Source organism: Pseudomonas azerbaijanorientalis, assembly GCF_019139795.1.
Classification (GTDB): Bacteria; Pseudomonadota; Gammaproteobacteria; order Pseudomonadales; family Pseudomonadaceae; genus Aquipseudomonas; species Aquipseudomonas laurylsulfatiphila.
Genome location: NZ_CP077078.1, coordinates 525,886 through 551,157, shown reverse-complemented (window position 1 = coordinate 551,157; position 25,272 = coordinate 525,886). Strand labels below are relative to the sequence as shown.

The following is a 25,272-nucleotide window of genomic DNA, read 5'->3' as shown; positions in this document are numbered from 1 at the left end:
TCTATGGTGTTCTGGTTCAGTGTGTTTGTTTTTGGCCTGAAGACGAAGGAGTGTTGAATCATGCGCGAGAAACCAGCGAGGGAATCCTTAGCGACTCCCGCCGCGTTCATCAATGCACAGAGTGCGATTACCGGCCTGCGCGGTCGGGATCTGCTGTCGACCCTGCGCAGTGTGGCCGCCCATGGCTTGCGCAACCCACTGCACAGCGCCCGGCATGCCCTCAAACTCAGCGGTCAGCTTGGTCGCGTGCTGCTGGGCGAAACCCTGCACCCGACCAACCCGCACGACGCTCGCTTCGCCGACCCGGCGTGGAGCCTCAACCCGTTTTATCGCCGTAGCCTGCAGGCCTATCTGAGTTGGCAGAAGCAGGTCAAAAGCTGGATCGACGAGAGCAACATGAGCCCGGACGACCGCGCCCGCGCCCACTTCGCCTTCACCTTGCTCAACGACGCCGTATCGCCCTCCAACACCCTGCTCAACCCACTGGCGGTCAAGGAGCTGTTCAATTCCGGCGGTAACAGCCTGGTACGGGGCATCGGCCATTTGGTGGACGATCTGCTGCATAACGACGGCCTGCCCCGGCAAGTCACCAAGCAAGCCTTCGAGGTCGGCAAGACAGTCGCCACTACCACCGGAGCCGTGGTGTTCCGCAACGAGCTGCTGGAGTTGATCCAGTACAAGCCGATGAGCGAAAAGCAGTATTCCAAGCCCCTGCTGGTAGTGCCGCCGCAAATCAACAAGTACTACATTTTTGACCTGAGCCCCCACAACAGTTTCGTCCAGTACGCCCTGAAAAACGGCCTGCAAACCTTCATGATCAGCTGGCGCAACCCGGATGTGCGTCACCGCGAATGGGGGCTCTCGACCTACGTCGAAGCCGTGGAAGAAGCGATGAATGTCTGCCGGGCGATCACCGGCGCACGCGAGGTCAACCTGATGGGCGCCTGCGCCGGCGGGCTGACCATTGCCGCGCTGCAAGGCCATTTGCAGGCCAAGCGGCAGCTGCGCAGGGTGTCCAGCGCGACGTATCTGGTGAGCCTGCTCGACAGTCAGCTGGACAGCCCCGCTACGCTGTTCGCCGACGAGCAGACGCTGGAGGCTGCGAAGCGCCGCTCCTACCAGAAAGGTGTGCTGGATGGCCGTGACATGGCCAAGGTCTTCGCCTGGATGCGCCCCAACGATTTGATCTGGAGCTACTTCGTCAACAACTACCTGTTGGGCAAGGAGCCACCGGCGTTCGACATCCTCTACTGGAACAACGACAACACGCGCCTGCCGGCCGCTCTGCACGGCGATCTGCTGGACTTCTTCAAGCACAACCCGCTGACCCACCCGGGCGGACTGGAAGTGTGTGGCACGCCGATCGACTTGCAGAAGGTCACCGTCGACAGCTTCAGCGTCGCCGGCATCAATGATCACATCACACCGTGGGACGCTGTCTATCGCTCGACGTTGTTGCTCGGCGGCGAACGGCGCTTCGTGCTGTCCAACAGCGGTCATGTGCAGAGCATCCTCAACCCGCCGAGCAACCCGAAAGCCAACTACATCGAGAACGGCAAACTGAGCAGCGATCCCCGTGCCTGGTACTACGACGCCAAGCATGTCGACGGTAGTTGGTGGACCCAATGGCTGAGCTGGATACAGGAACGCTCCGGCGCGCAGAAGGAAACCCACATGGCGCTCGGCAACCAGAACTACCCACCGATGGAGGCAGCACCCGGTACTTACGTGCGCGTGCGCTGACGTTCAACGAGCCACGGCCGCTGCCGGCCGTGGCAAGACCCGATCATTAAGAAGACTGGATGAAAACCCGCGACCGGATCCTCGAATGTGCCCTGCAGTTGTTCAATCAGAAGGGCGAACCGAATGTCTCCACCATGGAAGTTGCCAATGAAATGGGCATCAGCCCGGGCAACCTCTACTACCACTTCCACGGCAAGGAACCGCTGATACTCGGGCTGTTCGAGCGCTTTCAATGTGAACTGCAACCGCTGCTCGACCCACCGTCCGACGTCGAATTGGGCCCCGAAGATTACTGGCTGTTCCTGCATCTGATCGTTGAGCGCCTGTCCCACTACCGGTTTCTGTTCCAGGACCTGTCGAACCTCGCCGGACGCTTGCCGAAACTGGCCAAGGGCATTCGCAACCTGCTCAATGCACTCAAGCGCACACTGGCGTCGTTGCTCGCACGATTGAAAGCTCAAGGGCAATTGGTCAGCGACACCCAGGCGTTAGGGCAACTGGTGGAACAGATCACCATGACCCTGCTGTTTTCTCTGGATTACCAGCGGATTCTCGATCGCGAAGGCGAGGTGCGGCTGGTGGTTTACCAGATCATGATGCTGGTGGCGCCGCATCTGTTGCCACCTATCAAAGTGGCGACGGAGCAAATGGCGATGCAGTACCTGGAAGCACACGAGTAAGCCTGACACCCGCCAACCCTTGTGGGAGCGAGCTTGCTCGCGATGGCGTCTGTTCAGCCAACCTGGATGTCGACTGATACACCGCTATCGCGAGCAAGCTCGCTCCCACAGTGGGCTTGTGTCGCTCAGAAATTCGCGCACAAACAAAAACGCCCGACCTTGGCAGGCCGGGCGTTTTTTTGAGCCCTGAAAATCAGGACTGACTGGTTGGCGTTGATGGAGCTGGCGCGACAGTCGGGGTGACAGCAGGAGTTGGCGCGGTCGCGGAGTTCGAGGCGCTGACCGGAGCGGCTGCCGGGGTTGCCGGCTTGGCAGCTGCTACTGCTGGTTTTGGCGCGGCGGCTTTTGGAGCTGCCGGCTTTTTCACTGCAGGTTTTTTCGCAGCAGCAGGTTTGGCTGCAGCTGTTTTAGCCGCAGGCTTGGCCGCTGCTGGCTTGGCAGCCGGTTTGGCAACAGCTTTCGCCGCAGCCGGTTTGGCCGCTGGCTTGGCCGCTGCAGGTTTGGCGGCTGCAGTTTTCGCGGCTGGCTTGGCAGCTGGTTTAGCCGCGGCTTTTGCCAGTGGCTTGGCAGCAGTTTTCGCGGCTGGCTTGGCGGCGGCAGTCTTGGCTGCCGCGGTTTTCGCCGCAACAGGCGCAACCTTGGCCCCGGTCAGTTTTTCGATTTGCTTGGTCAGGGTCTCGACCTTGCTGTGCAGTGCCTTGACTTCGTTGCGGCTCGGTACACCCAGACGCGAGATGGCGCTGTTCAGACGCTTGTCGAAAGCACCTTCCAGCTCATCCCACTTGCCCAGTGCGCGATCTTTCACGCCGCTGATGCGCGATTTGGCCGAAGAAGCGGAGTCCTTGGCGGCCTCGACTGTCTTGCCAACAGCGCTCTTGGTGAGTTTCTCGGCTTTCTCGCCGTCCTTAACCAATGCATCGAAGAGTTTGCTGCCGTCAGTGTCGATCTTCGAGTACACGCCTAAACCAGCCAGCCAGATTTTTCGGGAGTAATCTTCAACCTTCCCGATCCACGAGCTGCCTTCTTTTTCGGTTTTCTTTTTAACAGCCATCCCGTTCTCCTTAAGATTTACGCGCGACACGTTCGAGCAATGCCGTCAGCTCATCGAGCTTAGCAGAGAGTGTCTCAACGTCATGTTTAGACGGAATGCCGATACGATTCAAGGCACTTGCGACACGCGTGTCGAACACCTTCTCGACCTTGTCGAGTTGAACTTCGACACGGCCTTTGAAAGTGCTGACTTCACTCTTGACTTCATCGATCTCGGCATTGGCCGCTTCAAGTTTCTCAGCAACTACTTTTTTGCCTTTCTTTTCAACAACCTGACCAGCCTTGATCAGCTCTTGAAAGTATTCGCTGCCCTCTTGGCCGACCTTGGCGTAGGCGCCCAGGCCTGCCAGCCAGATCTTGCGGGCATAGGATTTGACGTCGCCCAGCGTGCTGGTCGATGCGTCGATTTTTTTCTTCAAAATAACTTTGGCCATGGTGCACCTCACGCGCAGAAGGTTTGAGGAACTGCCCGGATAAGTGTCGGGCTCTGGCACAAAGTAGGGAGAAAAATTAGAAACGGCACCCTAACAAATGACATAAACCTTTGAGAGCACCGCAAACTAAATGTGGGAGCGGGCTTGCTCGCGAAGGCGTCGTGTCAGTCAACATCCTGGTCAACTGACAGACTGCCTTCGCGAGCAAGCCCGCTCCCACAGGGGATCTCATTTCAACCAGAAAATCAGACCAGGGCCTTATCCAGCGCCTTTTCGATTTCCGCTTTGATCATGCCGCTCATGGCCGACATCATCAGACCCAACTCCACATCGACCTTGATCGAATCTTCACTGACATGCACCGCACCCTTCACACCCGAGCGCTTGAGGTTCAGGGTGTCGCCGGACCACTGCGGCTCCAGGCCATACTGATCGGAAAGTTTCTGCGCCAGCTTGTCGGCCTTCTCGCGAGCCGCTTCCTTACCCAGGCCGTGGGCACGTTCAACACTAATACGGGCCATTGAATGACTCCTGCTTTATGGATGCTTTCCCGGAGCATCTTGACCTCTGCTGCGTCAAAACGTCCCGATGGTTGCCCATCTTACCTTCAGCCTTGCCAAGACAAAGCATGCCTTGGGGATTAGAATGTCGCGCATTCTCTTTTGGTGACAGCGATATGACTGATCAGCGCAAAGGCAGCGATGCCGAACCCACCACTCACTTCGGCTTCAAAAACGTTCCGGAAAGCCAGAAAGCGGAAAAAGTCGCTGAGGTTTTCCACTCGGTAGCCGCCAAGTACGACCTGATGAACGACCTTCTGTCGGGCGGCATGCACCGTCTGTGGAAGCGTTTCGCGATCGAACTGTCGGGTGTTCGCGCCGGCAATCGCGTGCTCGACATCGCCGGCGGCACCGGCGACCTGACCAGGAAGTTCTCGCACCTGGTAGGCCCGACCGGCCAGGTCGTACTGGCCGACATCAACGAGTCCATGCTCAAGGTTGGCCGTGACCGCCTGCTGGACCTCGGTGTGGCCGGCAACGTCGAATTCGTCCAGGCCGATGCGGAAAAACTGCCGTTCCCGGACAACCATTTCGACTGCGTGACCATCGCTTTCGGCCTGCGCAACGTGACCCACAAGGAAGACGCCCTGCGCTCGATGCTGCGCGTGCTCAAGCCGGGTGGCCGTTTGCTGGTGCTGGAATTCTCCAAGCCGACCAACGCGCTGATGTCCAAGGCCTACGACGCCTATTCGTTCGCCTTCATGCCGCTGATGGGCAAGCTGATCACCAACGACTCGGAAAGCTATCGCTACCTGGCCGAATCGATCCGCATGCACCCGAACCAGGAAACCCTGAAGTCGATGATGGTCGAGGCCGGCTTCGACCGCGTGACCTATCACAACATGACCGCAGGCATCGTTGCCCTGCACCGCGGCATCAAGCCCTGATGCTGCTCGCCGGCCTGCTCGCCAGCGTTGAACTCGGCCTGAACCGGGTGCTGCGCCTCGACAGCACGGCGCTGCCGCGGCTGGCGCATCTGACCGGCAAAGTGATTGCCGTCGATTGCCGCAGCCCTGCGCTGCACCTGTTCATCCTGCCCAGCGACGAAGGCCTGATGCTCGCCTCCCAGTGGGAAACCGGAGCCGACTGCACCTTGCGTGCACCGGCCTCAAGCCTGTTGAAACTGGCCACGAGCAAGGACAAGACTTCCGTCCTGCACGCCCCAGAAGTCGAACTCGATGGCGACAGCGGCGTGCTGCTGGAGCTGGCGGCGATCCTCCAGGACCTGGAGCTGGACTGGGAGTACGAGCTCTCGCGCTGGCTCGGCCCGGTCGCCACACAACTGGTCGGCGGCCACCTGCGCAGTCGCGCCCGCTGGTACCAGCAAGGCTTTGCCAGCCTGGGCCAGAACCTGGGCGAATACCTGGCCGAAGAATCGCGTACCCTTGTCGGTCAGCGCGAAGCCGAAGCCCGATTCAGTGAACTGGACCAGATCAAGCTCGATCTGGAACGTCTCGAGGCGCGTTTCGAGCGCCTTTCCCGATCCCTCGACCCAAGCGATAACGCATGAAGCTGCTTGCCGTCCGCCGTTTGTTGCGCATCCAGCGCGTCGTGATCCGCTACCGCCTCGATGACCTGCTGTTCGCCCTGCCACTACCGTGGTTTCTGCGGGCGCTGCGTTACGCGTTGCCGTGGCGCTGGTTCCCGCGCAAGACCCTGGACCTGAGCCGTGGCGCGCGCCTGCGCCTGGCGTTGCTGGACCTGGGGCCGATATTCATCAAGTTCGGGCAGATCCTGTCCACTCGCCGCGACCTGTTGCCCGAGGACATCGCCGATGAACTGATGAAGCTGCAGGACCGCGTGCCGCCGTTCGACTCGCAAGTGTCGGTCAAGCTGATCGAAGAACAGCTTGGCAAGAAAATCAGCGACGTGTTCAGCCGTTTCGATGTCGAGCCGCTGGCCTCGGCTTCGGTGGCGCAGGTGCATGCCGCGCAACTGAAAACCGGCGAAGAAGTGGTGGTCAAGGTGATCCGCCCCGGTCTCAAACCGGTGATCGCCCAGGACCTGGCGTGGCTGTTCATCCTCGCCCGCGCCGCCGAAAAACTCTCCGCCGATGCGCGCCTGCTGCACCCGGTGGACGTGGTCAGCGATTATGAAAAAACCATCTACGACGAACTCGACCTGCTGCGCGAGGCGGCCAACGCCAGCCAGTTAAAGCGCAACTTCGACGGCTCGCCGCTGCTGTACGTGCCGCAAGTCTATTGGGACTGGTGCCGGCCGAAAGTATTGGTGATGGAGCGCATCTACGGTATCCAGGTCACCGATCTGGCGACCCTGGCCGACCAGCGCACCGACATGAAAATGCTCGCCGAGCGTGGCGTGGAGATTTTCTTCACCCAGGTGTTCCGCGACAGCTTCTTCCACGCCGACATGCACCCCGGCAACATCTTCGTCAGCACCGTGAATCCGTGGAGTCCGCAGTACATTGCCATCGACTGCGGCATCGTCGGCAGCCTGACCCCGGAAGACCAGGACTACCTGGCACGCAACCTGTTCGCCTTCTTCAAGCGCGATTACCGTCGCGTGGCGCAGTTGCACATCGATTCGGGCTGGGTGCCGGCAGAAACCAAACTCAACGAATTCGAAGCGGCGATACGTACTGTGTGCGAGCCGATCTTCGAAAAACCGTTAAAAGATATTTCCTTCGGTCAGGTGCTGATGCGCCTGTTCCAGACCGCTCGGCGCTTCAACATGGAGGTTCAACCGCAGTTGGTTCTGCTGCAAAAAACCTTGTTGAACATCGAAGGCCTGGGCCGTCAGCTATACCCGGACCTGGACCTGTGGAACACCGCGCAGCCGTTCCTCGAACGCTGGATGCGCGAGCGGGTCAGCCCCAAAGCCCTGCTCGGCAACGTGCACAGTCAGTTCGAGCAGATCCCGCACCTGGCCAACATGGCCCGCGACCTGCTCGAACGCATGTCCCAGCCCCACGCCTACGACCCGCCGCCAGCGTGGCACCGACGCCGGGACGACTGGTTCCTGCGCCTGCTCGGCACGGCGCACCTGGCCGGTGGAGCGATCCTCGCCGCGGGCGGACCGCTGAACCAGTTGGCCTATTGGCCGGCCGGCATCATGATGGCCGTCGGTTTGTATCTGGTCGTGCGCCGATAGCCAGTTGTGCTGCGCACTGGCACACTGTTTCAACGTTGAGCCTGACTAATGAAGTGTCGGGCTCGCTGTCGGAGTCGAAGATGAAAAACTGGCTGGACGAGATCAAATGGGATGCCGACGGCCTGGTGCCGGCGATTGCCCAGGACTACAAGACCGGGCGCGTCCTGATGATGGCCTGGATGAACCGCGAGGCACTGGAACTGACGGCGGCCGAGAACCGCGCCATCTACTGGTCGCGCTCGCGTGGCAAGCTGTGGCGCAAGGGCGAAGAGTCCGGCCACGTGCAGACCCTGCATGAGATGCGCCTGGACTGCGACGCCGACGTCATCATCCTGATGGTCGAGCAGATCGGCGACATCGCCTGTCATACTGGCCGCCAGAGCTGCTTCTATCGCGTCTACGAGAACGGCGACTGGACAACGGTCGACCCGGTCCTTAAAGATCCGCATGCCATCTATTGCGCAGGGCACAAACATGAGTGACACACTGACCCGCCTGGCCGAGGTGCTGGAAGAGCGCAAAGGCGCCGCCGCCGACAGCTCGTATGTCGCCAGCCTGTATCACAAGGGTTTGAACAAGATTCTGGAAAAAGTCGGCGAAGAGTCGGTCGAGACCATCATTGCTGCCAAGGACGCCGCCGTCAGCGGCGACTGCAGCGATGTGATCTACGAAACCGCCGATTTGTGGTTCCACAGCATGGTCATGCTCGCCCAATTGGGGCAGCATCCGCAGGCTGTACTCGATGAACTGGACCGTCGTTTCGGTCTCTCCGGACACGCCGAGAAAGCCTCGCGCCCGTCCGCCTGAATAACTATTAGAGAGGAGCAGCAGCATGGGCATTTTTGACTGGAAACATTGGGTCGTCATCCTGGTTGTCGTGGTACTGGTATTCGGCACCAAGAAATTGAAAAACCTTGGCACCGACGTCGGCGAATCGATCAAGGGCTTCAAGAAAGCCATGAACGACGACGAAAAACCGGCCGACCCGAATGCGACCCCGGCCCAACCGGTTCCACCGGTCCAGCCACAGACCACTGTGAACCAGCCGCACACCATCGACGTGCAGGCACAGAAAGTCGAAGAGCCGATCCGCAAAGACGTGTGAGCACTGACTAATGTTTGGTATCAGCTTCTCTGAACTGCTGCTCGTCGGCCTCGTCGCCCTGCTGGTGCTGGGTCCCGAGCGCTTGCCGGGCGCTGCGCGCACCGCTGGCCTGTGGGTCGGACGCCTGAAGCGCAGCTTCAACGCAATCAAACAGGAAGTTGAACGTGAAATCGGTGCCGACGAGATTCGTCGGCAACTGCACAACGAACACATCCTGTCGCTTGAGCAGGAGGCGCGGAAAATCTTCACGCCGACCCAGCAGGAGCCGACGCCGCTCGAGCATGTGGGTGCGCAGACGATTCAAGCAACTGCCCCCGCTGCCGCGACAACGCCTGCTGTTGCGGCTGTCGAGCCTGCGCCGATTGTTGCTGCAACCACTGCGGTTGAACCCGTTACACCTGCGGCTGCGCCCGTTGCGCCGGCCCCTCATGACCCAACACTGCCGCCGCGAGCCCCATGAGCGATCTTCCTGAAAACGACCAGCACATGCCGCTGGTTTCGCACCTCACCGAGTTGCGTACCCGACTGCTGCGCTGCGTAGCGGCGATTTTCATCATCTTCGCCGGCCTGTTCGCCTTCACCCAGCAGATCTACACCTTCGTCTCGACTCCGCTACGTGCGTACCTGCCCGCCGGCGCGACGATGATTGCCACCGACGTGTCGTCGCCATTCCTGACGCCGCTGAAGCTGACAATGATGGTCTCGCTGTTCCTGGCGATCCCGGTGATCCTGCACCAGATCTGGGGCTTCATCGCCCCGGGCCTGTACAAGCATGAAAAGCGCATTGCCGTGCCCTTGCTGGTCTCCAGCATCTTTCTGTTCTACGCCGGCATGGCCTTCGCCTACTTCCTGGTGTTCCCGCTGATCTTCAAGTTCTTCGCCGCCGCCACCCCGGCCGGCGTGGAAATGATGACCGACATCACCAGCTACCTCGATTTCGTCATGACGCTGTTCTTCGCCTTTGGCGTGGCGTTCGAGATCCCGGTGGCCGTTGTGCTGCTGGTTTGGATCGGCGTGGTCGACGTCAAATACCTGAAGAAGATCCGCCCGTACGTGATCATCGGCTGCTTCGTGGTCGGCATGATCCTGACGCCGCCGGACATCTTCTCGCAGACCCTGCTGGCCGTGCCGATGTGGCTGTTGTTCGAAATCGGCATTCTGTTCAGCAGCCTGATCAGCAAACGTGGCGACCATCCGGAAGACCAACCGGCTGACGATCACAACGACCAGCCGCCAGCGACCCAAGCGTGAACCTGCTGCTCCTTGAAGAGGCCGACTTCATTGCGACCGACCGGGTGATCCTGCGTGATCGCCGGCTGACACACATGCAGGAAGTCCACCGCTGCGAAGTGGGTGACAGCATGCGCGTCGGGCGGATCGGCGGGCTGATGGGCTCAGCCGAAGTGCTGCGCCTGGACGCCGACGAAGCGGAATTGCGCGTCACCCTCGACCAACCGCCACCGGCCAAGCTGCCATTGACCCTGGTATTGGCCCTGCCACGCCCCAAGATGCTGCGCAGGGTGTTCCAGACCGTGGCGGCCATGGGTGTGCCACGTATCGTGCTGGTCAACAGCTATCGCGTCGAGAAGAGCTTCTGGCAGACCCCCTTCCTGGAGCCCGAGGCCATTCGCGAGCAATTGATCCTCGGCCTCGAACAGGCCCGGGACAGCGTGCTGCCGGAAGTCGTCATCGAGAAGCGCTTCAAGCCGTTCGTCGAGGACCGTTTGCCGGCGATCACCGACGGCACCCTTGGCCTGGTGGGGCATCCCGGCAATTACCCGCCCTGCCCTCGCGCACTCAGCGAACCGGTGACCCTGGCCATCGGCCCCGAGGGTGGCTGGATTCCCTACGAGATCGACCTGCTGGGCAAATCCGGCCTGCAACCGGTACAACTGGGCGAGCGCATCCTGCGCGTCGAAACCGCCGTGACCGCGCTGCTGGCCCGCCTTTTCTAATCCCGGACACAATCCCCTGTGGGAGCGGGCTTGCTCGCGAAGGCGGTGTATCAGTCGGCATTGAAGTGACTGACACTCCGCTTTCGCGAGCAAGCCCGCTCCCACAAGTCATCATCCGTCCGTACATCGGGCAGCGCCTACAGATTCAGGTTCCCCTGCCGATACATCCCCCATAAAACCAAATTGTGGTCCGGGGAGTTTCAGCATGTACCAATGGCTAGCCGAGAATCTGGGAAACGTCAGCGTCAAACGCAAGCTGGGGATCGGCTTCGGCCTGGTGCTGTTACTGACCCTGCTGATCACCTTCACCGGCTGGAGCGGCCTGAGCGGCGTCACCAGCCGTGGCGATAAACTGGGATTCATCGCCAGTCTCAACGACCTGACCAAGGACCTGCGCATTGCACGCCTGGATTACGAGATGCGTCGTGGTGAACAAGGCCCCGGTGCCGTCAACGATCTGCTGGGCAAACTCGAAAGCGGGCTGCAGACCGCCCGCAGCCTGATCGAACAACCGGCCGACACAGCCATGGTCGATCAACAACTGGCCGCTGTCGCCGAATACCGTCGTGCCTTCAACGACATGACCCAGGCCGGCGCCCAGCGTGAAGATGCCCGCAGCAAACTCGGCGCCACCGCCGACAACGCCGTGGCCCGTGTCGCCGAAGTGGAAAAATCCATGCTGCAAGGCGACAGCGTCGCAGCATTCAATAGCGTGATCGACCTGAGCAAACTGATCCAGCAGGCGCGCTTCCAGGTTCGCGGCTACACCTACAGCGGCAAGAGCGAAGCCGAACAGCCAGCCTTCGACGCGATCGATAACGCCCTGAAGAACCTCGAGAGCCTGCCGGCCAAACTGCCTGAAGAACACATCGCCAACCTGCAACAGGCGACTGATTCACTGAAGGCCTACCGCGCCGCCGTCAGCCAGTTCCGCGACTCCCAGGTGGCCAGCGCCAAGGCCCTGGTACGCATGTCCGCCCAAGGCGACATCCTGTTGGACATGAGCCAGAAACTCACCGTCTCGCAAACCGTCGTGCGTGACACCGACGCCGCCCACGCCAAGAACATGCTGACCCTTGCCACCGTTCTGGCCATCGCCTTCGGCCTGCTGGCCGCCTGGACCATCACCCGGCAGATCATCATTCCGTTGAACCAGACCCTGGCTGTCGCTGAGCGCGTTGCCAGCGGCGACCTGACCCACAACCTGACGTCGCAGCGTCGCGACGAACTCGGCCAGTTGCAGCGCGCCATGCAGAGCATGACCCAGGGCTTGCGCGAACTGATCGGCGGCATCAGCGATGGCGTCACGCAGATTGCCAGCGCCGCTGAAGAGCTGTCCGCAGTCACCGAGCAGACCAGCGCCGGGGTCAACAGCCAGAAAGTCGAGACCGATCAGGTCGCCACCGCCATGAATGAAATGGCCGCCACCGTGCAGGAAGTGGCGCGCAACGCCGAAGAGGCCTCCGAAGCCGCCGTCGCCGCCGACCAGCAGGCCCGTGAGGGTGACAAAGTGGTGGGCGAAGCCATCGCCCAGATCGAGCGCCTGGCCGCGGAAGTCGGCCACTCCACCGAGGCCATGGGCGAACTCAAGCGCGAAAGCGACAAGATCGGCAGCGTGCTCGACGTGATCAAGTCCGTGGCCCAGCAAACCAACCTGCTGGCGCTCAACGCCGCGATTGAAGCAGCCCGAGCCGGTGAGGCCGGACGTGGGTTTGCCGTGGTCGCCGACGAAGTCCGCAGCCTGGCCCAGCGCACCCAGAAATCCACCGAAGAGATCGAAGAGCTGATCGTCGGCCTGCAAAGCGGCACGCAGCAAGTGGCGACCATCATGGACAACAGCCGCACCCTGACCGACAGCAGTGTCGAACTGACCCGCCGCGCCGGTGGCTCACTGGAAAGCATCACCCGCACCGTTTCGGCAATTCAGGCGATGAACCAGCAGATCGCCGCTGCCGCCGAACAGCAAAGCGCCGTGGCCGAAGAGATCAACCGCAGCGTGCTGAACGTGCGGGATGTGTCGGACCAGACCTCGGCAGCCAGTGAAGAGACGGCAGCGTCCAGCGTTGAGTTGGCACGACTGGGAACGCATTTGCAGATGCTAGTGGGCAAGTTCAGGGTTTGAGGTGATCTGCAGAGCTCGGCTCACTCAGGACCGAGGTGATGCCTTCGCGGGCAAGCCCGCTCCCACACTGAAATGCGGTCCCCTGTGGGAGCGGGCTTGCCCGCGAAAGCGATCGACCAGACACCGCTGTTACAGAATCTGGTGCAGCTCAAAAACAAACTTCAAGCCATAAAAAAACCCGCTTTCGCGGGTTTTTTTATCATGCCAACTGAGGCTGTTCGCTCATTGGCTTGAGCGGCAGCAACGGTGCATGGGGATCAGCCTTCACCGACTTGCGCCAGGCACCCAGCCAATCCGGGTGACCTTCGCTCCAGACCTGTTCATGCAAGCGAGCCAATGCCACCGGGTCGCTCAGCAGTTGCACACGCTCGTTGTTGGTCAGGCCTTCAGGTCCAACCTTCATCGCGTGCCGCACCCGCTCGATCCGCAACCACTCAATCGGCTCAGCCTGATTGTGCCGCGAGGTCGCCAGCGAGCACGCCAGGGCGTTCTGCTGCGGGTCGACCACCGAACGGACAAAGCCGTCGCTCAGCGCGTGCCAGCGGTTTTCGTGGGTGTACTGGTCGGTGGCCAGCAAGGCCTGTGGCGGATTGTATTCCTCGGGAATCAGGAACAGGCTCTCGTCACGGGACTTCAGGCCCAGGCCCACGCGGCTGGAGATCACCGACACCGGTATCGACAGCATCAACGAACCGACGATCGGCACCAGCCACCACAGGAAGCTCGGGTTCAGCCAGATCACCAGCAGGGCCCAGAAGAAGCCCAGCAGGGTTTGCGGACCGTGGCGCTTGATCGCTTCGCTCCACGGCGTGGAGTCGTCGTCACGCTGCGGCGAGTTCCAGGTCGCGGCCCAGCCGAGGAACGCGGCGAGGACGAAACGGGTGTGGAAGATCATCCGCACCGGCGCCAGCAGCATGGAGAACAGCATCTCCAGCAGCATCGACAGGGTCACCTTGAACTTGCCGCCGAACTCTTTCGCGCCCTTGGCCCAGATCAGGATGATGCTCAGCAGCTTCGGCAGGAACAGCAGCACGATGGTGGTCGAGAACAGCGCAATCGCCTTGTCCGGGTGCCATTGTGGCCACAGCGGATAGAGCTGGCGCGGTTCGAGGAAGTACTGCGGCTCCATCAGCGTGTTGACCGCCAGCAGCGCGGTCGACAGCACCAGGAAGAAGAACCACAGCGGCGCCGACAGGTAGGACATCACGCCGGTCAGGAACACCGCGCGATGCACCGGGTGCATGCCTTTTACCAGGAACAGGCGGAAGTTCATCAGGTTGCCATGGCACCAGCGACGGTCACGCTTGAGTTCGTCCAGCAGGTTCGGCGGCAGTTCTTCATAGCTGCCCGGCAAATCGTAGGCAATCCACACGCCCCAACCGGCACGGCGCATCAGCGCGGCTTCAACGAAGTCGTGGGACAGGATCGAACCGGAGAACGCGCCTTTACCGGGCAACGGCGCCAGGGCGCAGTGATCGATAAACGGCTTCATGCGGATGATCGCGTTGTGACCCCAGTAGTGCGACTCGCCCAGTTGCCAGAAGTGCAGGCCGGCTGTGAACAACGGGCCATACACGCGAGTGGCGAACTGCTGCATGCGCGCATACAGGGTGTCCATGCCCGACGCCCGTGGCGCGGTCTGGATGATCCCGGCGTCCGGCGTGGCTTCCATCAGGCGCACCAGACTGGTCAGGCACTCACCACTCATCACGGAGTCGGCGTCGAGTACGACCATGTACTTGTAATCACCGCCCCAACGTCGGCAGAAGTCGTCGAGGTTGCCGCTCTTGCGTTTTACGCGACGACGACGGCGGCGATAGAAGATCTTGCCGAAGCCACCGGCTTCGCGGCAGACGTCCAGCCAGGCCTGTTGCTCGGCAACACAGATATCGGCGTCGTTACTGTCGCTGAGAACGAAGAAATCGAAGCGGTCCAGGTCACCCGTGGCCGCAACCGACTCGAAGGTCGCCCGCAGGCCGGCGAACACCCGAGGCACGTCTTCGTTGCAGATCGGCATCACCAGTGCGGTGCGCGCATCCTTTGGAATCGGCTCGTTACCGGCACTTTTACCGGAGATACGGTATTTATCGTGGCCGGTCAGCAATTCGAGGAAGCCCATCAGCGCGGTCCAGAAACCGGCCGATACCCAGCAGAACAGAATCCCGAACAGGATCAGGATGCTGGTCTGCAAAGCGTACGGCAGCACTTGCGTGGCGGTTTGCAGCAGCGGTTGGTGCAGCACTTCGTTGAGGTCGACGAACGACCAGCCCTGGTACGGCATGATGCCTTTCATGTACCAACCGGCGACGATGGTCTGGCCGAGCATCAGCAGCAACAGAATGTAGCGACGGATCGAACCGACAGTACGCCAGCGCGCAGCCGGCAGTACACGCTCGTCCTTCGGCGGCTTCGGCGGGTTGGTACGACCGGTCATCCGCCGCCAGCCACGCACCAGAATGTTGGTGCGCCACGGCTCCGGCACGACCTTGGTCCGCCGGATCGGCGGGGTCGCCTTGAGGCAGACCCGGCCGTTGGCGTCGAGCACCAGCATTTCCGCGTCCTGCAGCTCTTCGGCGGTGCTCAGGGTCAGGCGTTTGCCGACCGAAGCCTGGGCGGCTTCGGTCGGGGCGTCGAACGTCGAAGACGACAGGCGTTCGTGCAATTCGCTGAAAGACTGGCAGCCCGCGAGTTCCGCGCGCTGCTCGTCGGTCATCGGCAGATGCGCCAGATACTCGGAAAGAGTTTCTGGCCGTACTTGAGAGTTACTCATCGGCAGGCAACTGATAGCTCCAGGTCTCGGTCAGGACTTCTTCAGTCGGCGCCGATTCCGGTGTGGCTGGGGCCGCGTCGGCAGCGACAGGCTGCTTGGCGTCTTTATTGGCCTTGTCCTTGGCATCTGCAACAGGCTTGGCTTCAGCCTGCTTGGCCTCTGCTTGCCTGGCTTCCTTGTCCGCTTTCTCTTGTTGCTTGGCGGCAACCTTGTCGGCCTTGGCAACCGACGAGTTGGACGACGGAATCGACGTCTTGGCCAGGTCCGCCGGCACGATGTTCTGCACCAGCGCAGCACGCATCTCGGTGGACTTGCCCGGATCCTTGATCTTCATCCGCAGGGTCAGGCGCCAGCCCTTGGTTTCAGGGTTGTAGCGCACGCTGTTTTCTACCAGCTCGGCGTTGTCGCCGATGCTGACCTGACTGCGAACCTCGGCATCGGCCGGCAATGCCGCCAGGGATGGACCTTCGAAGTCCACCAGGTAGGCAACGCTGCCATCGGGCTGACGAATCAGGTTGGACTGCTTGACGTCACCGGTCGAACGCAGAGTTTGCTTGACCCAGGCACTGTCCGGCGCGTGAATCGCCGCTTCGTCCATGGTCCAGTGCATACGATAAGCGACATCGAGCGGCTGGCCAGGTTCCGGCAATTTTTCCGGGTTCCAGAAGGCCACGATATTGTCGTTGGTTTCGTCGGCGGTCGGAATCTCGACCAAGTCGACAGTGCCCTTGCCCCAGTCCCCCTTCGGCTCGATCCAGGCGCTTGGGCGCTTGTCGTAGCGGTCGTCGAGGTCTTCGTAGTGGCTGAAGTCGCGGCCACGTTGCAGCAGGCCGAAGCCGCGCGGGTTTTCCACGCTGAAGTTGCTCACCGCCAGGTGTTTCGGATTGTTCAGCGGACGCCAGATCCACTCGCCGTTGCCGGCATGGATCGCCAGGCCGCTGGAGTCGTGCAGTTCGCGGCGGTAGTTCAGTACTTTCGATGGCTGGTTGGCGCCGAACAGGAACATGCTGGTCAACGGCGCGATGCCCAGTTTGCCGACCTTGTCACGCAGGAACATCTGAGCCTTGACGTCGACGATGGTGTCGCTGCCCGGACGCAGGGTCAGGCGATAGGCACCGGTGGCACGCGGAGAGTCCAGCAGGGCGAAGATCACCAGGTGCTTGTCGCCCGGCTTGGGCTGTTGAATCCAGAATTCGCGAAAACGCGGGAATTCTTCGCCGGACGGCAAGGCGGTATCGATGGCCATGCCGCGAGCGGACAAGCCATAGACGTGACCCTTGCCGACGACGCGGAAGTAGCTCGCGCCGAGCATGGTCATGATTTCGTCTTGCTTGTCGGCCTTGTTGACCGGGTACAGCACACGGAAACCGGCGTAGCCCAGTTGCTCGGTGGCTTTCGGGTCGAACTTCACATCGCCGAAGTCGAAACGACTTGGATCGTATTTGATCTCTTCGACGGTGTTCGCCGTGATTTCGTTGATTTTCACCGGCGTATCGAAGTGCATGCCCTGGTGATAGAAGGACAGCTTGAACGGCGTCTTCTGATCAGCCCATTCGGCTTTTTCCGTCAGAAAACGAATTTTCTGGTAGTCCGCGAACTTCATTTCGCGGAACTCGTTCGGCAGGTTACTGCGCGGCGCTTCGTATTTCTGCGCGGCCAGCTCTTTTGCCTTGGCCGATACATCATCCAGACTGAATGCCCAAAGCTGGCCGGCGCTGAGCAGGCAGAGCAGTGCAGAGCCCGCTACCAGGGCGCTGCGTAACCGTTTGACAGACAATTTTGGTGCGTTACAGGGACTAACAATCACGAGCAACCCTCGCCGAAAACAGATCAAAAAACCAACGGCCAGTTAAAGGGTCTGCACGGTGTACGGTCTGAAAAAACCGCCCTTGCAAACCACTCTTGCCAAGTTGGCGAGCATTGTTCCGACTCCGCTGGGGCGAAATGATTCCCCAATCGGATCCAGACAAGTCTCTACCTAAGTCAAAATGGACCAACGAACGCTGATCCCCGTAGCGCGCGATTATCTAGTAGGCCGCGTTACAACGCATCAGGGGTAACAAAGTATTTATCGCGATAAAGCCCTGTTTTCAGTCGAAATGAGCGTAAAAACTTGTTTCAAGCGCTTTCAGGTCTGTAACAGGAAGGTGACCGGGCCATCATTGACCAGGTGCACCTGCATATCCGCGCCGAATCTACCTGATGCCACAGTGCCATGCACCTGTTTCGCTTTGCTTAATAGATAGTCGAACAATTCCTCACCCAAGGCCGGAGGGGCCGCAGTCGAGAAACCCGGACGCAGCCCGCTTCTGGTATCGGCAGCCAGGGTGAACTGAGAGACCAGCAGCAGCCCTCCGCCCACATCCGCCAGGGACAGATTCATCTTGCCCTCAGCGTCACTGAACACCCGATAGTTAAGCAGTTTATTAAGAAGTTTGTCGGCGCTGGCCCGCGTATCGTCTGGCTCAACGGCCACCAGGACCAGCAATCCCTGATCAACGGCACCCACGACTTCGCCGGCAACCTCGACTCGCGCGCCACGCACCCGTTGCAGCAGGCCCTTCATGCCTCGTCAGGCGCCAGGTCGAGCAGACGCCGGGCCATCTGATCGGCGGCGCGGACCAGCGCGTCGGTGATGCCCGGTTCGGAAGCGGCATGACCGGCATCGCGGATGACCTGCAGTTCGCTGTTCGGCCAGGCTTGATGCAATTCCCAGGCGTTATCCAGCGGGCAGATCACGTCATAGCGGCCATGGATGATCACGCCGGGCAAATGGGCGATCTTGCCCATGTCGCGGATCAACTGGTTCGGCTCCAGGAAGGCGTGGTTGCTGAAGTAGTGGCATTCGATGCGGGCAATCGACAATGCACGCTGTGGCTCGGAGAAGCGATCGACCACCAGCGGGTTAGGACGCAGGGTCGCAGTACGACCCTCCCAGGTGGACCAGGCCTTGGCCGCGTGCATCTGGGCAATCTGGTCGTTGCCGACCAGACGCTTGTGGAACGCGGTAAGCAAGTCGTCGCGCTCATCCAGCGGGATCGGTGCGATGTAGTCCTGCCAGTAATCGGGGAACAGACGACTCGCGCCAGCCTGATAGAACCATTCGATTTCCTGCGGACGGCACAGAAAAATCCCGCGCAGGATCAGACCGTGTACACGCTCAGGATGGGTTTGCGCATAGGCCAGCGCCAGGGTCGAACCCCAGGAGCCGCCAAACAGCACCCATTTGTCGATGCCCAGGTGCTGGCGAATCCGCTCCAGGTCGGCGACCAGATCCCAGGTCGTGTTGTTTTCCAGGCTGGCGTGGGGAGTGGAGCGACCACAGCCGCGCTGGTCGAAGGTAACGATGCGATACAGGTTGGGATCGAAGAAGCAACGACTCTGGGCATCACATCCGGCACCGGGGCCGCCGTGGATGAACACCACCGGCAAACCTTCCGGTGAACCGCTTTCGTCGACATACAGCGTGTGGGTCTCGTCGACGGCCAGATCGTGCCGGGCGTAGGGTTTGATCTGCGGGTACAAAGTCTGCATTGCGCACTCCGTAAGGGGTCGAGGTCATCCCTGGGGGGACTTCTATTATTCTGCCGTCCGGCATCATAAACCCGAATTACGTCAATGAGCATGCCCCTGGGGAGTCAGAGTTTAGCCGCCAGGTATCCGAACAGGGTCTGGTACAGCTCATCGACCTCGGCCACCTGCCCGCGGGCCCGCAAACAGCCATGAACCAGGCCCTCGCCGACATACAGCGTGGCAGTCCCGCCCGCAGCGTTCAGTCGCTTGGCATACCGCACGCCGTCATCACGCAACGGGTCGAATTGCGCCACGGCGATCCATGCCGGTGGCAATCCCCTGAAATCCGTGGCGAGCAACGGCATGGCGTAGGCGCTCGGATGGCGGGTGCCCTGCAGGTAAAGGGCGTGATAGCAATCGACGTCACTGCTGCTGAGTAACGGCGCGTCGATGCACTCGCTGCGCGATGGCAGCCGGTGATCGCCACCCAACCCCGGATAGATCAGAACCTGCGCGCACGGCAACGGCTCGCCGGCATCGCGCAGTGCCAGGCACAACGCTGCTGCGAGATTGCCACCGGCACTGTCACCGGCCACCAGCATGCGCTCCGGATCGAGTTGAAACGGCCCGGTGCGCAGCGCTCGCCAGACCTTCAGGCAATCATCGAACGCAGCGGGAAACGGATGCTCCGGTGCCCGGCGATAGTCGACGGCGATCACCAGCACACCGAGTGTCGATGCCAATTCGGCGCAGATGAAATCGTGGGAGTCCAGGTCCCCCACCACCCAGCCGCCACCATGCAGGTAAACGATGCACGACGTACCGCTGGCCGGTGGCTGATAGGAACGGACAGCAACGCCGGACAACACGAAGTCGACCACATACAACCCGGCGGGACGTGCCGGAGTAAACGCCCGGCACATCTCGCTGTAGGCCTGGCGCAATCCGGCGAGGCTGCTGTCGGTGCTGTTGAAACTGACGGTTTTCTCGACGAATGCCGTCATTTGCTCGGAAAGCGGGTAAGAAGCCATGAGCCTGGTGTCAGCCTTTCAGAGGTGCATGGAAAGAACAGTTTCCTGTGGGAGCGGGCTTGCTCGCGAAGGGGCCAGCACATTCAACCTCTATGTCGACTGTCAATCCGCCTTCGCGAGCAAGCCCGCTCCCACAGGTTTTGGGGTCAGTTCTTCAGGCTGGCCTGAACCGCCGCCACGCCGTCCTTGCCATCGAAACTGCTGACACCCGCCAGCCAGCGCTGCAGGTCTTCGGGATGCTCGCGCAGCCATTTTCTGGCGACATCCTGAGCCGTTTGGCGCTCCATGATCGGTACCATCAGCTGGCTTTCCTGGGCAGCGGTGAACGTCAGGTTCTCCAGCAACCGATTGACGTTCGGGCAGCGCTCGGCGTAATCCGGGGCGGTGACGGTGGATACGGTCGCCGCACCTTCGTTCGGCCCGTACACGTCTTCGCTGCCGGTCAGGTAGTCGATCTTCATGTTGATGTTCATCGGGTGCGGGGTCCAGCCGACAAATACCACGAACTCCTTGCGATTCACCGCCCGCTGCACGGCTGCCAGCATCCCGGCCTCACCGGACTCGATCAGTTTGAAGTCCTTGAGGCCGAAGTGATTGGTCTCGATCATCGTCTTGATCGTGGTGTTGGCACCGCTGCCCGGCTCGATACCGTAGATCTTGCCGCCGAGCTGGTCTTTGAACCTGGCGATATCGGCGAAGGTTTTCAGGCCGGCCGCTGCCACGTAGTCAGGGACCGCGAGGGTGGCCTGGGCATCGGCCAGGCTCGGCTTGTCCATGACCTTCACCTGATTGGCAGCCAAGAAGGGTGCGATGTTCTTGTCCATCGCCGGTTTCCAGTAACCGAGGAAGATGTCGAGGCGCTTGTCACGGATGCCGGCGAAAATGATTTGCTGCACAGCGCTGGTTTGCTTGCTTTCGTAGCCCAGACCGTTGAGCAGCACATCGGCCATGCCACTGGTGGCAATCACATCGGTCCAGTTGACCACGCCCATGCGCACGGTCTTGCAGGAGGGATCGTCAGCGGCCAGGACGCTGGTGCTCAGGAGAGCGGTGCCGCAGAAGATTGAGAGACAGCGGGCGAACAGTCTTTTCATCAGGATGATCTCGTGCGGCAGGATTATTGTCGGGCCGGTGTCTTTGTGCACCGTGGCCAGAACAATACGCAGCAGACGAGCGGTAAAAGCGACCTGTGACGACCGTGTTTTGCACGGTGGCGACTGTTCCGACGCGCTTTCAAGATAAACACATACCTGTGGGAGCGAGCTTGCTCGCGATGGCGGTGGATCAGTCGACATAGATGTAACTGACAGACAGCTATCGCGAGCAAGCTCGCTCCCACAGGGTTATATACCAAGCATTAAGCGTTGTAGTGCTTCTCGCCCCAGGCCAGCAGCCCTTGCAGCAACTCCTTCAACACCACCTGCGTCGGCTCCGCCAGATCGGCGCGATAACGGAACGGCTCGAACTCTTCCATATAGGTGCACTGCCCGAGTTCCAGTTGCACTGCGTGGATGTTCTCGCCCGGGTTGCCGTAATGACGGGTGATGTGGCCGCCCTTGAAGCGTCCGTTCAACACATGGGTGTAGTTGTCGTGGCGTGCGCAGATGGCTTCCAGTCGGGTCGCCAGCTGAGGATCGCAACTGGCGCCATTGAAGGTGCCGAGGTTGAAGTCCGGCAGCTTGCCATCGAACAAGTGCGGGATGATCGAGCGGATCGAGTGTGCATCGAACAGCAGCGCGTAGCCGAACTCGGCCTTCAGTCGCGCCAGTTCCTGCTGCAGGGTGCTGTGGTACGGCGTCCAGATCTTTTCCAGATAGGTCGCACGCTCTTCTTTCGAAGGCTCCAGCCCTTCACGGAACAACGGCACGCCGTCGAACAGCGTGGCCGGATACAGGCCGGTGGTCGCGCCCGCGTACAGCGGCTTGTCGTCAGACGGACGGTTCAGGTCTATGACGAACCGCGAGTATTCGGCTGCCAGGGTACTGGCGCCCAGTTCAGCGGCGAAGTCATACAACTGCGGAATGTGCCAGTCGGTGTCCGGCAGGCTTTTCGCCTGGGGGATCAGGCCGGCCTCGACTGTCGGGGTCAGACGCACACCGGCGTGGGGCATGCTGATCAGCAGCGGTACGCGGCCTTGTTTGAAGTTAAGTACCTTATCCACAACGGCTCTCCTACAGATTTGTCTCGACGCCGTGGCGCACGACGCGTTTTTCCAGGTCGCCGCCCAGCCAGTACGACAGGTCGGCCGGGCGATCGATTTGCCAGGCGACGAAATCCGCGACCTTGCCGGCCTCGAGCGAGCCGTGGGTATCGGCCATGCCCAGCGCGGTAGCGGCGTGAATCGTGGCACCCGCCAAGGCCTCTTCCGGGGTCATGCGGAAGCAGGTGCAGGCCATGTTCAGCATCAGGCGCAACGACAGTCCCGGTGAGGTGCCCGGGTTGAGGTCGCTGGCGATGGCGATTTTCACGCCGTGCTTGCGCAGGGCATCCATCGGCGGCAATTGGGTTTCGCGCAGGAAGTAAAAGGCTCCGGGCAGCAACACCGCGACGGTACCGGACTCAGCCATGGCGATGGCGTCGTCTTCGGTCATGAATTCCAGGTGATCGGCGGACAACGCGTGGTAACGCGCCGCCAGGCTAGAGCCGTGCAGCGACGACAATTGCTCGGCGTGCAGCTTCACCGGCAAGCCCAGTTCCCGGGCGGTGATGAATACGCGCTCGACCTGCGCCGGCGAGAACGCCAGGTATTCACAGAATGCATCCACCGCGTCGACCAGCCCTTCGGCCGCCAGGGCCGGCAGCATGTCAGCGCAGATGTGATCGATGTAGTCGTCGGCGCGATCGGTGTATTCCGGCGGCAAGGCGTGAGCGGCCAGACAAGTGCTGCGCACGCTGACGGGCAGTTCGGCGCCGAGGCGACGGGCCACACGCAGCATCTTGCGCTCGTTGGTCAGGTCCAGGCCGTAGCCGGACTTGATTTCGATGCTGGTAACGCCGTCGCGCATCAGGCTTTTCAGGCGCTTGGCGGCACTGGCGAACAGTTCGTCTTCACTGGCCGCGCGGGTGGCGCGCACGGTGCTGGCGATGCCACCACCGCTGGCGGCGATTTCCGCGTAGCTGACGCCTTGCAGGCGCTTTTCGAATTCACCGCTGCGGTTACCGCCGAACACTGTGTGGGTGTGGCAGTCGATCAGCCCCGGGGTGACCCAGGCGCCTTCAAGATCGTTGACGGCCGGGTAATCCCCCGCCGGCAGTTCAGCGCGCGGGCCGATCCACTCAATGAGCGCGCCTGACGTCACGATGGCCGCATCCTCGATGATCGAGTAGACGCCTTGCGCCATGGTTGCGACGTGACAGTGTTGCCAGAGCGTTTTCATCCTTGGCCTCCGTTAGGTTATCGATGAGAAAAAGTCGGCAGAGAGCCCGCGTTTCAAACCCTTTGCTGGCTGTTGCATTGCTCGTCCTTGATTATTTTTATGCGACGCAAAACCGAATCGCCTCCTGTAGGAGCTGTCGAGTGCAACGAGGCTGCGATCTTTTAAAAAACAAGATCAAAAGATCGCAGCCTGCGGCAGCTCCTACATTGGAACCTTTACAGGCTCGGCAGCAACTTCGCCGAAACCAGCTCGTTCAGGCAACGCGAAGCCAACAGCTCGGTCGCGGCATTGATGTCCGGCGCAAAGAAGCGGTCCTTCTCATAGAACGGCACTTCGTTGCGCAGGATGGCGCGGGCCTTTTCCAGTTTTGGCGAAGTCTTCAGACCGTTGCGCAGGTCCAGGCCCTGAACCGCGGCCAGCCATTCCACGGCGAGAATGCCACGGGTGTTTTCGGCCATTTCCCACAGACGCTTGCCAGCCGCCGGCGCCATCGACACGTGGTCTTCCTGGTTGGCGGAGGTCGGCAGGCTGTCCACCGAGTGCGGATGGGACAGCGCCTTGTTTTCGCTGGCCAGTGCCGCGGCGGTCACCTGGGCGATCATGAAGCCGGAGTTCACGCCGCCGTTGGCCACCAGGAACGGCGGCAGTTGCGACATGTGCTTGTCCATCATCAGCGAGATGCGGCGTTCGCTCAGGGAGCCGATTTCGGCGATGGCCAGGGCCATGTTGTCGGCGGCCATGGCCACCGGTTCGGCGTGGAAGTTACCGCCGGAAATCACGTCACCTTCCGCGGCGAACACCAGCGGGTTGTCCGATACGGCGTTGGCTTCGATCGCCAGCACTTCGGCGGCCTGACGGAACTGGGTCAGGCAGGCGCCCATGACTTGCGGCTGGCAACGCAGGGAATACGGGTCCTGGACCTTCTCGCAGTTTTCATGGGAATCGGAGACTTCGCTGCGCTCGCCGAGCAGATCGCGATAAGCGGCGGCCGCGTCGATCTGGCCTCTCTGGCCACGGGCCGCGTGGATGCGGGCGTCGAACGGCGAGCGCGAACCCAGTACCGCTTCCACGGTCAGGCCGCCCAGTGCCAGGGCACCGGCGAACAGGTCTTCACCTTCGAACAGGCCGCGCAGGGCGAAAGCAGTGGACACCTGGGTACCGTTGAGCAGCGCCAGGCCTTCTTTCGCGGCCAGGGTCAGCGGGGTCAGGCCGGCAACTTTCAGCGCTTCGGTGGCTTCCATCCACTCGCCTTTGTAGCGTGCCTTGCCTTCGCCCAGCAGCACCAGCGACATGTGGGCCAGAGGCGCCAGATCACCGGAGGCACCCACCGAACCTTTCAGTGGAATGTGCGGGTACACCTCGGCGTTGATCAGGGCGATCAGCGCGTCGATCACCACACGGCGGATGCCGGAGAAACCACGGCTCAGGCTGTTGACCTTGAGCACCATGATCAGGCGCACCAGTTCGTCGCTGATCGGCTGGCCGACACCGGCGGCGTGGGACAGCACCAGCGAGCGCTGCAGGTTTTCCAGGTCTTCGCTGGCGATGCGGGTCGAGGCCAGCAGGCCGAAACCGGTGTTGATGCCGTAGGCGGTGCGGTTCTCGGCTAGGATCTGCTCCACGCAAGCCACGCTGGCTTCGATCTGAGCTGCAGCGCTGTGATCGAGGGTCAGTTTGACCGGTTGCTGATAGACATCACGCAGTTGGGCAAGGCTCAGTTGGCCGGGAATCAAATTAAGCGCAGTCATGTTCATTCTCCTTTTGAGAGTTTGTTGTTAACTACCAGACGCTCCGGAAATATCCGTTGTCCGTCGCTTCCCC

24 protein-coding genes and 1 pseudogene are annotated in these 25,272 nt (G+C 61.1%); 13 read left to right on the top strand and 12 right to left on the bottom strand.

The window, feature by feature from the left end; translation table 11 throughout:
- Positions 1 to 60: 60 nt before the first annotated feature.
- Together phaC and KSS91_RS02445 are read left to right on the top strand one after the other, a co-directional pair.
- Entirely contained in the window at positions 61 to 1,743 is a 1,683-nt protein-coding gene (phaC, locus tag KSS91_RS02450; RefSeq protein ID WP_217836952.1) for a class II poly(R)-hydroxyalkanoic acid synthase, read from the top strand.
- 59 nt (positions 1,744 to 1,802) lie between these two features.
- Positions 1,803 to 2,423, top strand: coding sequence for a TetR/AcrR family transcriptional regulator (locus tag KSS91_RS02445; RefSeq protein ID WP_007975574.1), 621 nt, complete (start codon positions 1,803 to 1,805; stop codon positions 2,421 to 2,423).
- Positions 2,424 to 2,616: 193 nt separating this feature from the next.
- Here KSS91_RS02445 and KSS91_RS02440 read toward each other — a convergent pair whose 3' ends face one another.
- The 3 genes from KSS91_RS02440 to KSS91_RS02430 form a co-directional block, all read right to left on the bottom strand.
- Entirely contained in the window at positions 2,617 to 3,474 is an 858-nt protein-coding gene (locus KSS91_RS02440; protein ID WP_217836951.1) for a phasin family protein, read from the bottom strand.
- A gap of 10 nt (positions 3,475 to 3,484) precedes the next feature.
- Entirely contained in the window at positions 3,485 to 3,907 is a 423-nt protein-coding gene (locus KSS91_RS02435; protein WP_217836950.1) for a phasin family protein, read from the bottom strand.
- A 245-nt stretch (positions 3,908 to 4,152) separates the two neighbouring features.
- Entirely contained in the window at positions 4,153 to 4,428 is a 276-nt protein-coding gene (locus KSS91_RS02430; RefSeq protein ID WP_015093124.1) for a polyhydroxyalkanoic acid system family protein, read from the bottom strand.
- Between the two features lie 155 nt (positions 4,429 to 4,583).
- Here KSS91_RS02430 and ubiE point away from each other — a divergent pair, with 155 nt between their 5' ends.
- The 11 genes and pseudogenes from ubiE to KSS91_RS28665 all read left to right on the top strand — a co-directional run bounded on the left by ubiE (position 4,584) and on the right by KSS91_RS28665 (position 12,760).
- On the top strand, positions 4,584 to 5,354 hold the full coding sequence (ubiE, locus tag KSS91_RS02425) for a bifunctional demethylmenaquinone methyltransferase/2-methoxy-6-polyprenyl-1,4-benzoquinol methylase UbiE (RefSeq protein ID WP_007975568.1): 771 nt from the start codon (positions 4,584 to 4,586) through the stop codon (positions 5,352 to 5,354).
- Positions 5,354 to 5,977, top strand: coding sequence for a ubiquinone biosynthesis accessory factor UbiJ (locus KSS91_RS02420; protein WP_126048766.1), 624 nt, complete (start codon positions 5,354 to 5,356; stop codon positions 5,975 to 5,977). The genes ubiE and KSS91_RS02420 overlap by 1 nt, the downstream gene beginning before the upstream one ends.
- The gene (ubiB, locus tag KSS91_RS02415) at positions 5,974 to 7,578 is read left to right on the top strand and encodes a ubiquinone biosynthesis regulatory protein kinase UbiB (RefSeq protein ID WP_015093122.1); all 1,605 of its coding nucleotides are present in this window, start codon (positions 5,974 to 5,976) and stop codon (positions 7,576 to 7,578) included. Before KSS91_RS02420 ends, ubiB begins: the two co-directional genes overlap by 4 nt.
- Positions 7,579 to 7,658: 80 nt before the next feature.
- A complete protein-coding gene (gene hisI / locus KSS91_RS02410) occupies positions 7,659 to 8,060 on the top strand; it encodes a phosphoribosyl-AMP cyclohydrolase (protein ID WP_108230768.1) in 402 nt (133 codons plus the stop codon).
- Positions 8,053 to 8,385 carry a phosphoribosyl-ATP diphosphatase gene (locus tag KSS91_RS02405; RefSeq protein WP_007975564.1) on the top strand — a complete coding sequence of 111 codons (333 nt, stop codon included), beginning with the start codon at positions 8,053 to 8,055 and terminating at the stop codon, positions 8,383 to 8,385. Before hisI ends, KSS91_RS02405 begins: the two co-directional genes overlap by 8 nt.
- Before the next feature lie 25 nt (positions 8,386 to 8,410).
- On the top strand, positions 8,411 to 8,683 hold the full coding sequence (locus tag KSS91_RS02400; protein ID WP_015093120.1) for a twin-arginine translocase TatA/TatE family subunit: 273 nt from the start codon (positions 8,411 to 8,413) through the stop codon (positions 8,681 to 8,683).
- Positions 8,684 to 8,693: 10 nt separating this feature from the next.
- On the top strand, positions 8,694 to 9,143 hold the full coding sequence (gene tatB, locus KSS91_RS02395; RefSeq protein WP_217836949.1) for a Sec-independent protein translocase protein TatB: 450 nt from the start codon (positions 8,694 to 8,696) through the stop codon (positions 9,141 to 9,143).
- A complete protein-coding gene (gene tatC, locus KSS91_RS02390) occupies positions 9,140 to 9,934 on the top strand; it encodes a twin-arginine translocase subunit TatC (protein ID WP_217836948.1) in 795 nt (264 codons plus the stop codon). The genes tatB and tatC overlap by 4 nt, the downstream gene beginning before the upstream one ends.
- Complete coding sequence (locus KSS91_RS02385; protein WP_217836947.1) at positions 9,931 to 10,638, top strand: 16S rRNA (uracil(1498)-N(3))-methyltransferase; 708 nt, start codon at positions 9,931 to 9,933, stop codon at positions 10,636 to 10,638. Before tatC ends, KSS91_RS02385 begins: the two co-directional genes overlap by 4 nt.
- A gap of 205 nt (positions 10,639 to 10,843) precedes the next feature.
- Positions 10,844 to 11,905 (top strand): annotated as a pseudogene (locus tag KSS91_RS28670) (methyl-accepting chemotaxis protein); the annotation flags it as partial.
- Positions 11,888 to 12,760 carry a methyl-accepting chemotaxis protein gene (locus KSS91_RS28665; RefSeq protein WP_420832649.1) on the top strand — a complete coding sequence of 291 codons (873 nt, stop codon included), beginning with the start codon at positions 11,888 to 11,890 and terminating at the stop codon, positions 12,758 to 12,760. The pseudogene KSS91_RS28670 and the gene KSS91_RS28665, both read left to right, overlap by 18 nt.
- A 199-nt stretch (positions 12,761 to 12,959) precedes the next feature.
- Here KSS91_RS28665 and mdoH read toward each other — a convergent pair whose 3' ends face one another.
- From mdoH to hutH, 9 genes are all read right to left on the bottom strand, one after another.
- Positions 12,960 to 15,530, bottom strand: a complete 2,571-nt coding sequence (gene mdoH / locus KSS91_RS02375) for a glucans biosynthesis glucosyltransferase MdoH (protein ID WP_217836945.1) — start codon at positions 15,528 to 15,530, stop codon at positions 12,960 to 12,962.
- A complete protein-coding gene (locus KSS91_RS02370) occupies positions 15,523 to 17,337 on the bottom strand; it encodes a glucan biosynthesis protein G (protein ID WP_015093113.1) in 1,815 nt (604 codons plus the stop codon). Before KSS91_RS02370 ends, mdoH begins: the two co-directional genes overlap by 8 nt.
- A gap of 321 nt (positions 17,338 to 17,658) precedes the next feature.
- A complete protein-coding gene (dtd, locus tag KSS91_RS02365) occupies positions 17,659 to 18,096 on the bottom strand; it encodes a D-aminoacyl-tRNA deacylase (RefSeq protein ID WP_015093112.1) in 438 nt (145 codons plus the stop codon).
- Positions 18,093 to 19,064, bottom strand: coding sequence for a prolyl aminopeptidase (gene pip, locus KSS91_RS02360; protein WP_217836944.1), 972 nt, complete (start codon positions 19,062 to 19,064; stop codon positions 18,093 to 18,095). Before pip ends, dtd begins: the two co-directional genes overlap by 4 nt.
- Positions 19,065 to 19,168: 104 nt before the next feature.
- Complete coding sequence (locus KSS91_RS02355; protein WP_217836943.1) at positions 19,169 to 20,074, bottom strand: alpha/beta hydrolase; 906 nt, start codon at positions 20,072 to 20,074, stop codon at positions 19,169 to 19,171.
- A 146-nt stretch (positions 20,075 to 20,220) separates the two neighbouring features.
- On the bottom strand, positions 20,221 to 21,168 hold the full coding sequence (locus KSS91_RS02350) for a choline ABC transporter substrate-binding protein (protein WP_217836942.1): 948 nt from the start codon (positions 21,166 to 21,168) through the stop codon (positions 20,221 to 20,223).
- A gap of 263 nt (positions 21,169 to 21,431) precedes the next feature.
- On the bottom strand, positions 21,432 to 22,235 hold the full coding sequence (hutG, locus tag KSS91_RS02345) for an N-formylglutamate deformylase (protein WP_217836941.1): 804 nt from the start codon (positions 22,233 to 22,235) through the stop codon (positions 21,432 to 21,434).
- Between the two features lie 10 nt (positions 22,236 to 22,245).
- A complete protein-coding gene (gene hutI, locus KSS91_RS02340; RefSeq protein ID WP_217836940.1) occupies positions 22,246 to 23,451 on the bottom strand; it encodes an imidazolonepropionase in 1,206 nt (401 codons plus the stop codon).
- A gap of 215 nt (positions 23,452 to 23,666) precedes the next feature.
- Complete coding sequence (gene hutH / locus KSS91_RS02335) at positions 23,667 to 25,199, bottom strand: histidine ammonia-lyase (protein ID WP_217836939.1); 1,533 nt, start codon at positions 25,197 to 25,199, stop codon at positions 23,667 to 23,669.
- Between the last annotated feature and the right edge of the window lie 73 nt (positions 25,200 to 25,272).

What these genes read in the sequence shown, in the direction of transcription:
- phaC (WP_217836952.1), top strand. Translation starts at nt 61, where the DNA reads ATGCGCGAGAAACCAGCGAGGGAATCCTTAGCGACTCCCGCCGCGTTC.
- KSS91_RS02445 (WP_007975574.1), top strand. Translation starts at nt 1,803, where the DNA reads ATGAAAACCCGCGACCGGATCCTCGAATGTGCCCTGCAGTTGTTCAAT.
- KSS91_RS02440 (WP_217836951.1), bottom strand. Translation starts at nt 3,474, where the DNA reads ATGGCTGTTAAAAAGAAAACCGAAAAAGAAGGCAGCTCGTGGATCGGG.
- KSS91_RS02435 (WP_217836950.1), bottom strand. Translation starts at nt 3,907, where the DNA reads ATGGCCAAAGTTATTTTGAAGAAAAAAATCGACGCATCGACCAGCACG.
- KSS91_RS02430 (WP_015093124.1), bottom strand. Translation starts at nt 4,428, where the DNA reads ATGGCCCGTATTAGTGTTGAACGTGCCCACGGCCTGGGTAAGGAAGCG.
- ubiE (WP_007975568.1), top strand. Translation starts at nt 4,584, where the DNA reads ATGACTGATCAGCGCAAAGGCAGCGATGCCGAACCCACCACTCACTTC.
- KSS91_RS02420 (WP_126048766.1), top strand. Translation starts at nt 5,354, where the DNA reads ATGCTGCTCGCCGGCCTGCTCGCCAGCGTTGAACTCGGCCTGAACCGG.
- ubiB (WP_015093122.1), top strand. Translation starts at nt 5,974, where the DNA reads ATGAAGCTGCTTGCCGTCCGCCGTTTGTTGCGCATCCAGCGCGTCGTG.
- hisI (WP_108230768.1), top strand. Translation starts at nt 7,659, where the DNA reads ATGAAAAACTGGCTGGACGAGATCAAATGGGATGCCGACGGCCTGGTG.
- KSS91_RS02405 (WP_007975564.1), top strand. Translation starts at nt 8,053, where the DNA reads ATGAGTGACACACTGACCCGCCTGGCCGAGGTGCTGGAAGAGCGCAAA.
- KSS91_RS02400 (WP_015093120.1), top strand. Translation starts at nt 8,411, where the DNA reads ATGGGCATTTTTGACTGGAAACATTGGGTCGTCATCCTGGTTGTCGTG.
- tatB (WP_217836949.1), top strand. Translation starts at nt 8,694, where the DNA reads ATGTTTGGTATCAGCTTCTCTGAACTGCTGCTCGTCGGCCTCGTCGCC.
- tatC (WP_217836948.1), top strand. Translation starts at nt 9,140, where the DNA reads ATGAGCGATCTTCCTGAAAACGACCAGCACATGCCGCTGGTTTCGCAC.
- KSS91_RS28665 (WP_420832649.1), top strand. Translation starts at nt 11,888, where the DNA reads ATGCAGAGCATGACCCAGGGCTTGCGCGAACTGATCGGCGGCATCAGC.
- mdoH (WP_217836945.1), bottom strand. Translation starts at nt 15,530, where the DNA reads ATGAGTAACTCTCAAGTACGGCCAGAAACTCTTTCCGAGTATCTGGCG.
- dtd (WP_015093112.1), bottom strand. Translation starts at nt 18,096, where the DNA reads ATGAAGGGCCTGCTGCAACGGGTGCGTGGCGCGCGAGTCGAGGTTGCC.
- pip (WP_217836944.1), bottom strand. Translation starts at nt 19,064, where the DNA reads ATGCAGACTTTGTACCCGCAGATCAAACCCTACGCCCGGCACGATCTG.
- KSS91_RS02355 (WP_217836943.1), bottom strand. Translation starts at nt 20,074, where the DNA reads ATGGCTTCTTACCCGCTTTCCGAGCAAATGACGGCATTCGTCGAGAAA.
- KSS91_RS02350 (WP_217836942.1), bottom strand. Translation starts at nt 21,168, where the DNA reads ATGAAAAGACTGTTCGCCCGCTGTCTCTCAATCTTCTGCGGCACCGCT.
- hutI (WP_217836940.1), bottom strand. Translation starts at nt 23,451, where the DNA reads ATGAAAACGCTCTGGCAACACTGTCACGTCGCAACCATGGCGCAAGGC.
- hutH (WP_217836939.1), bottom strand. Translation starts at nt 25,199, where the DNA reads ATGACTGCGCTTAATTTGATTCCCGGCCAACTGAGCCTTGCCCAACTG.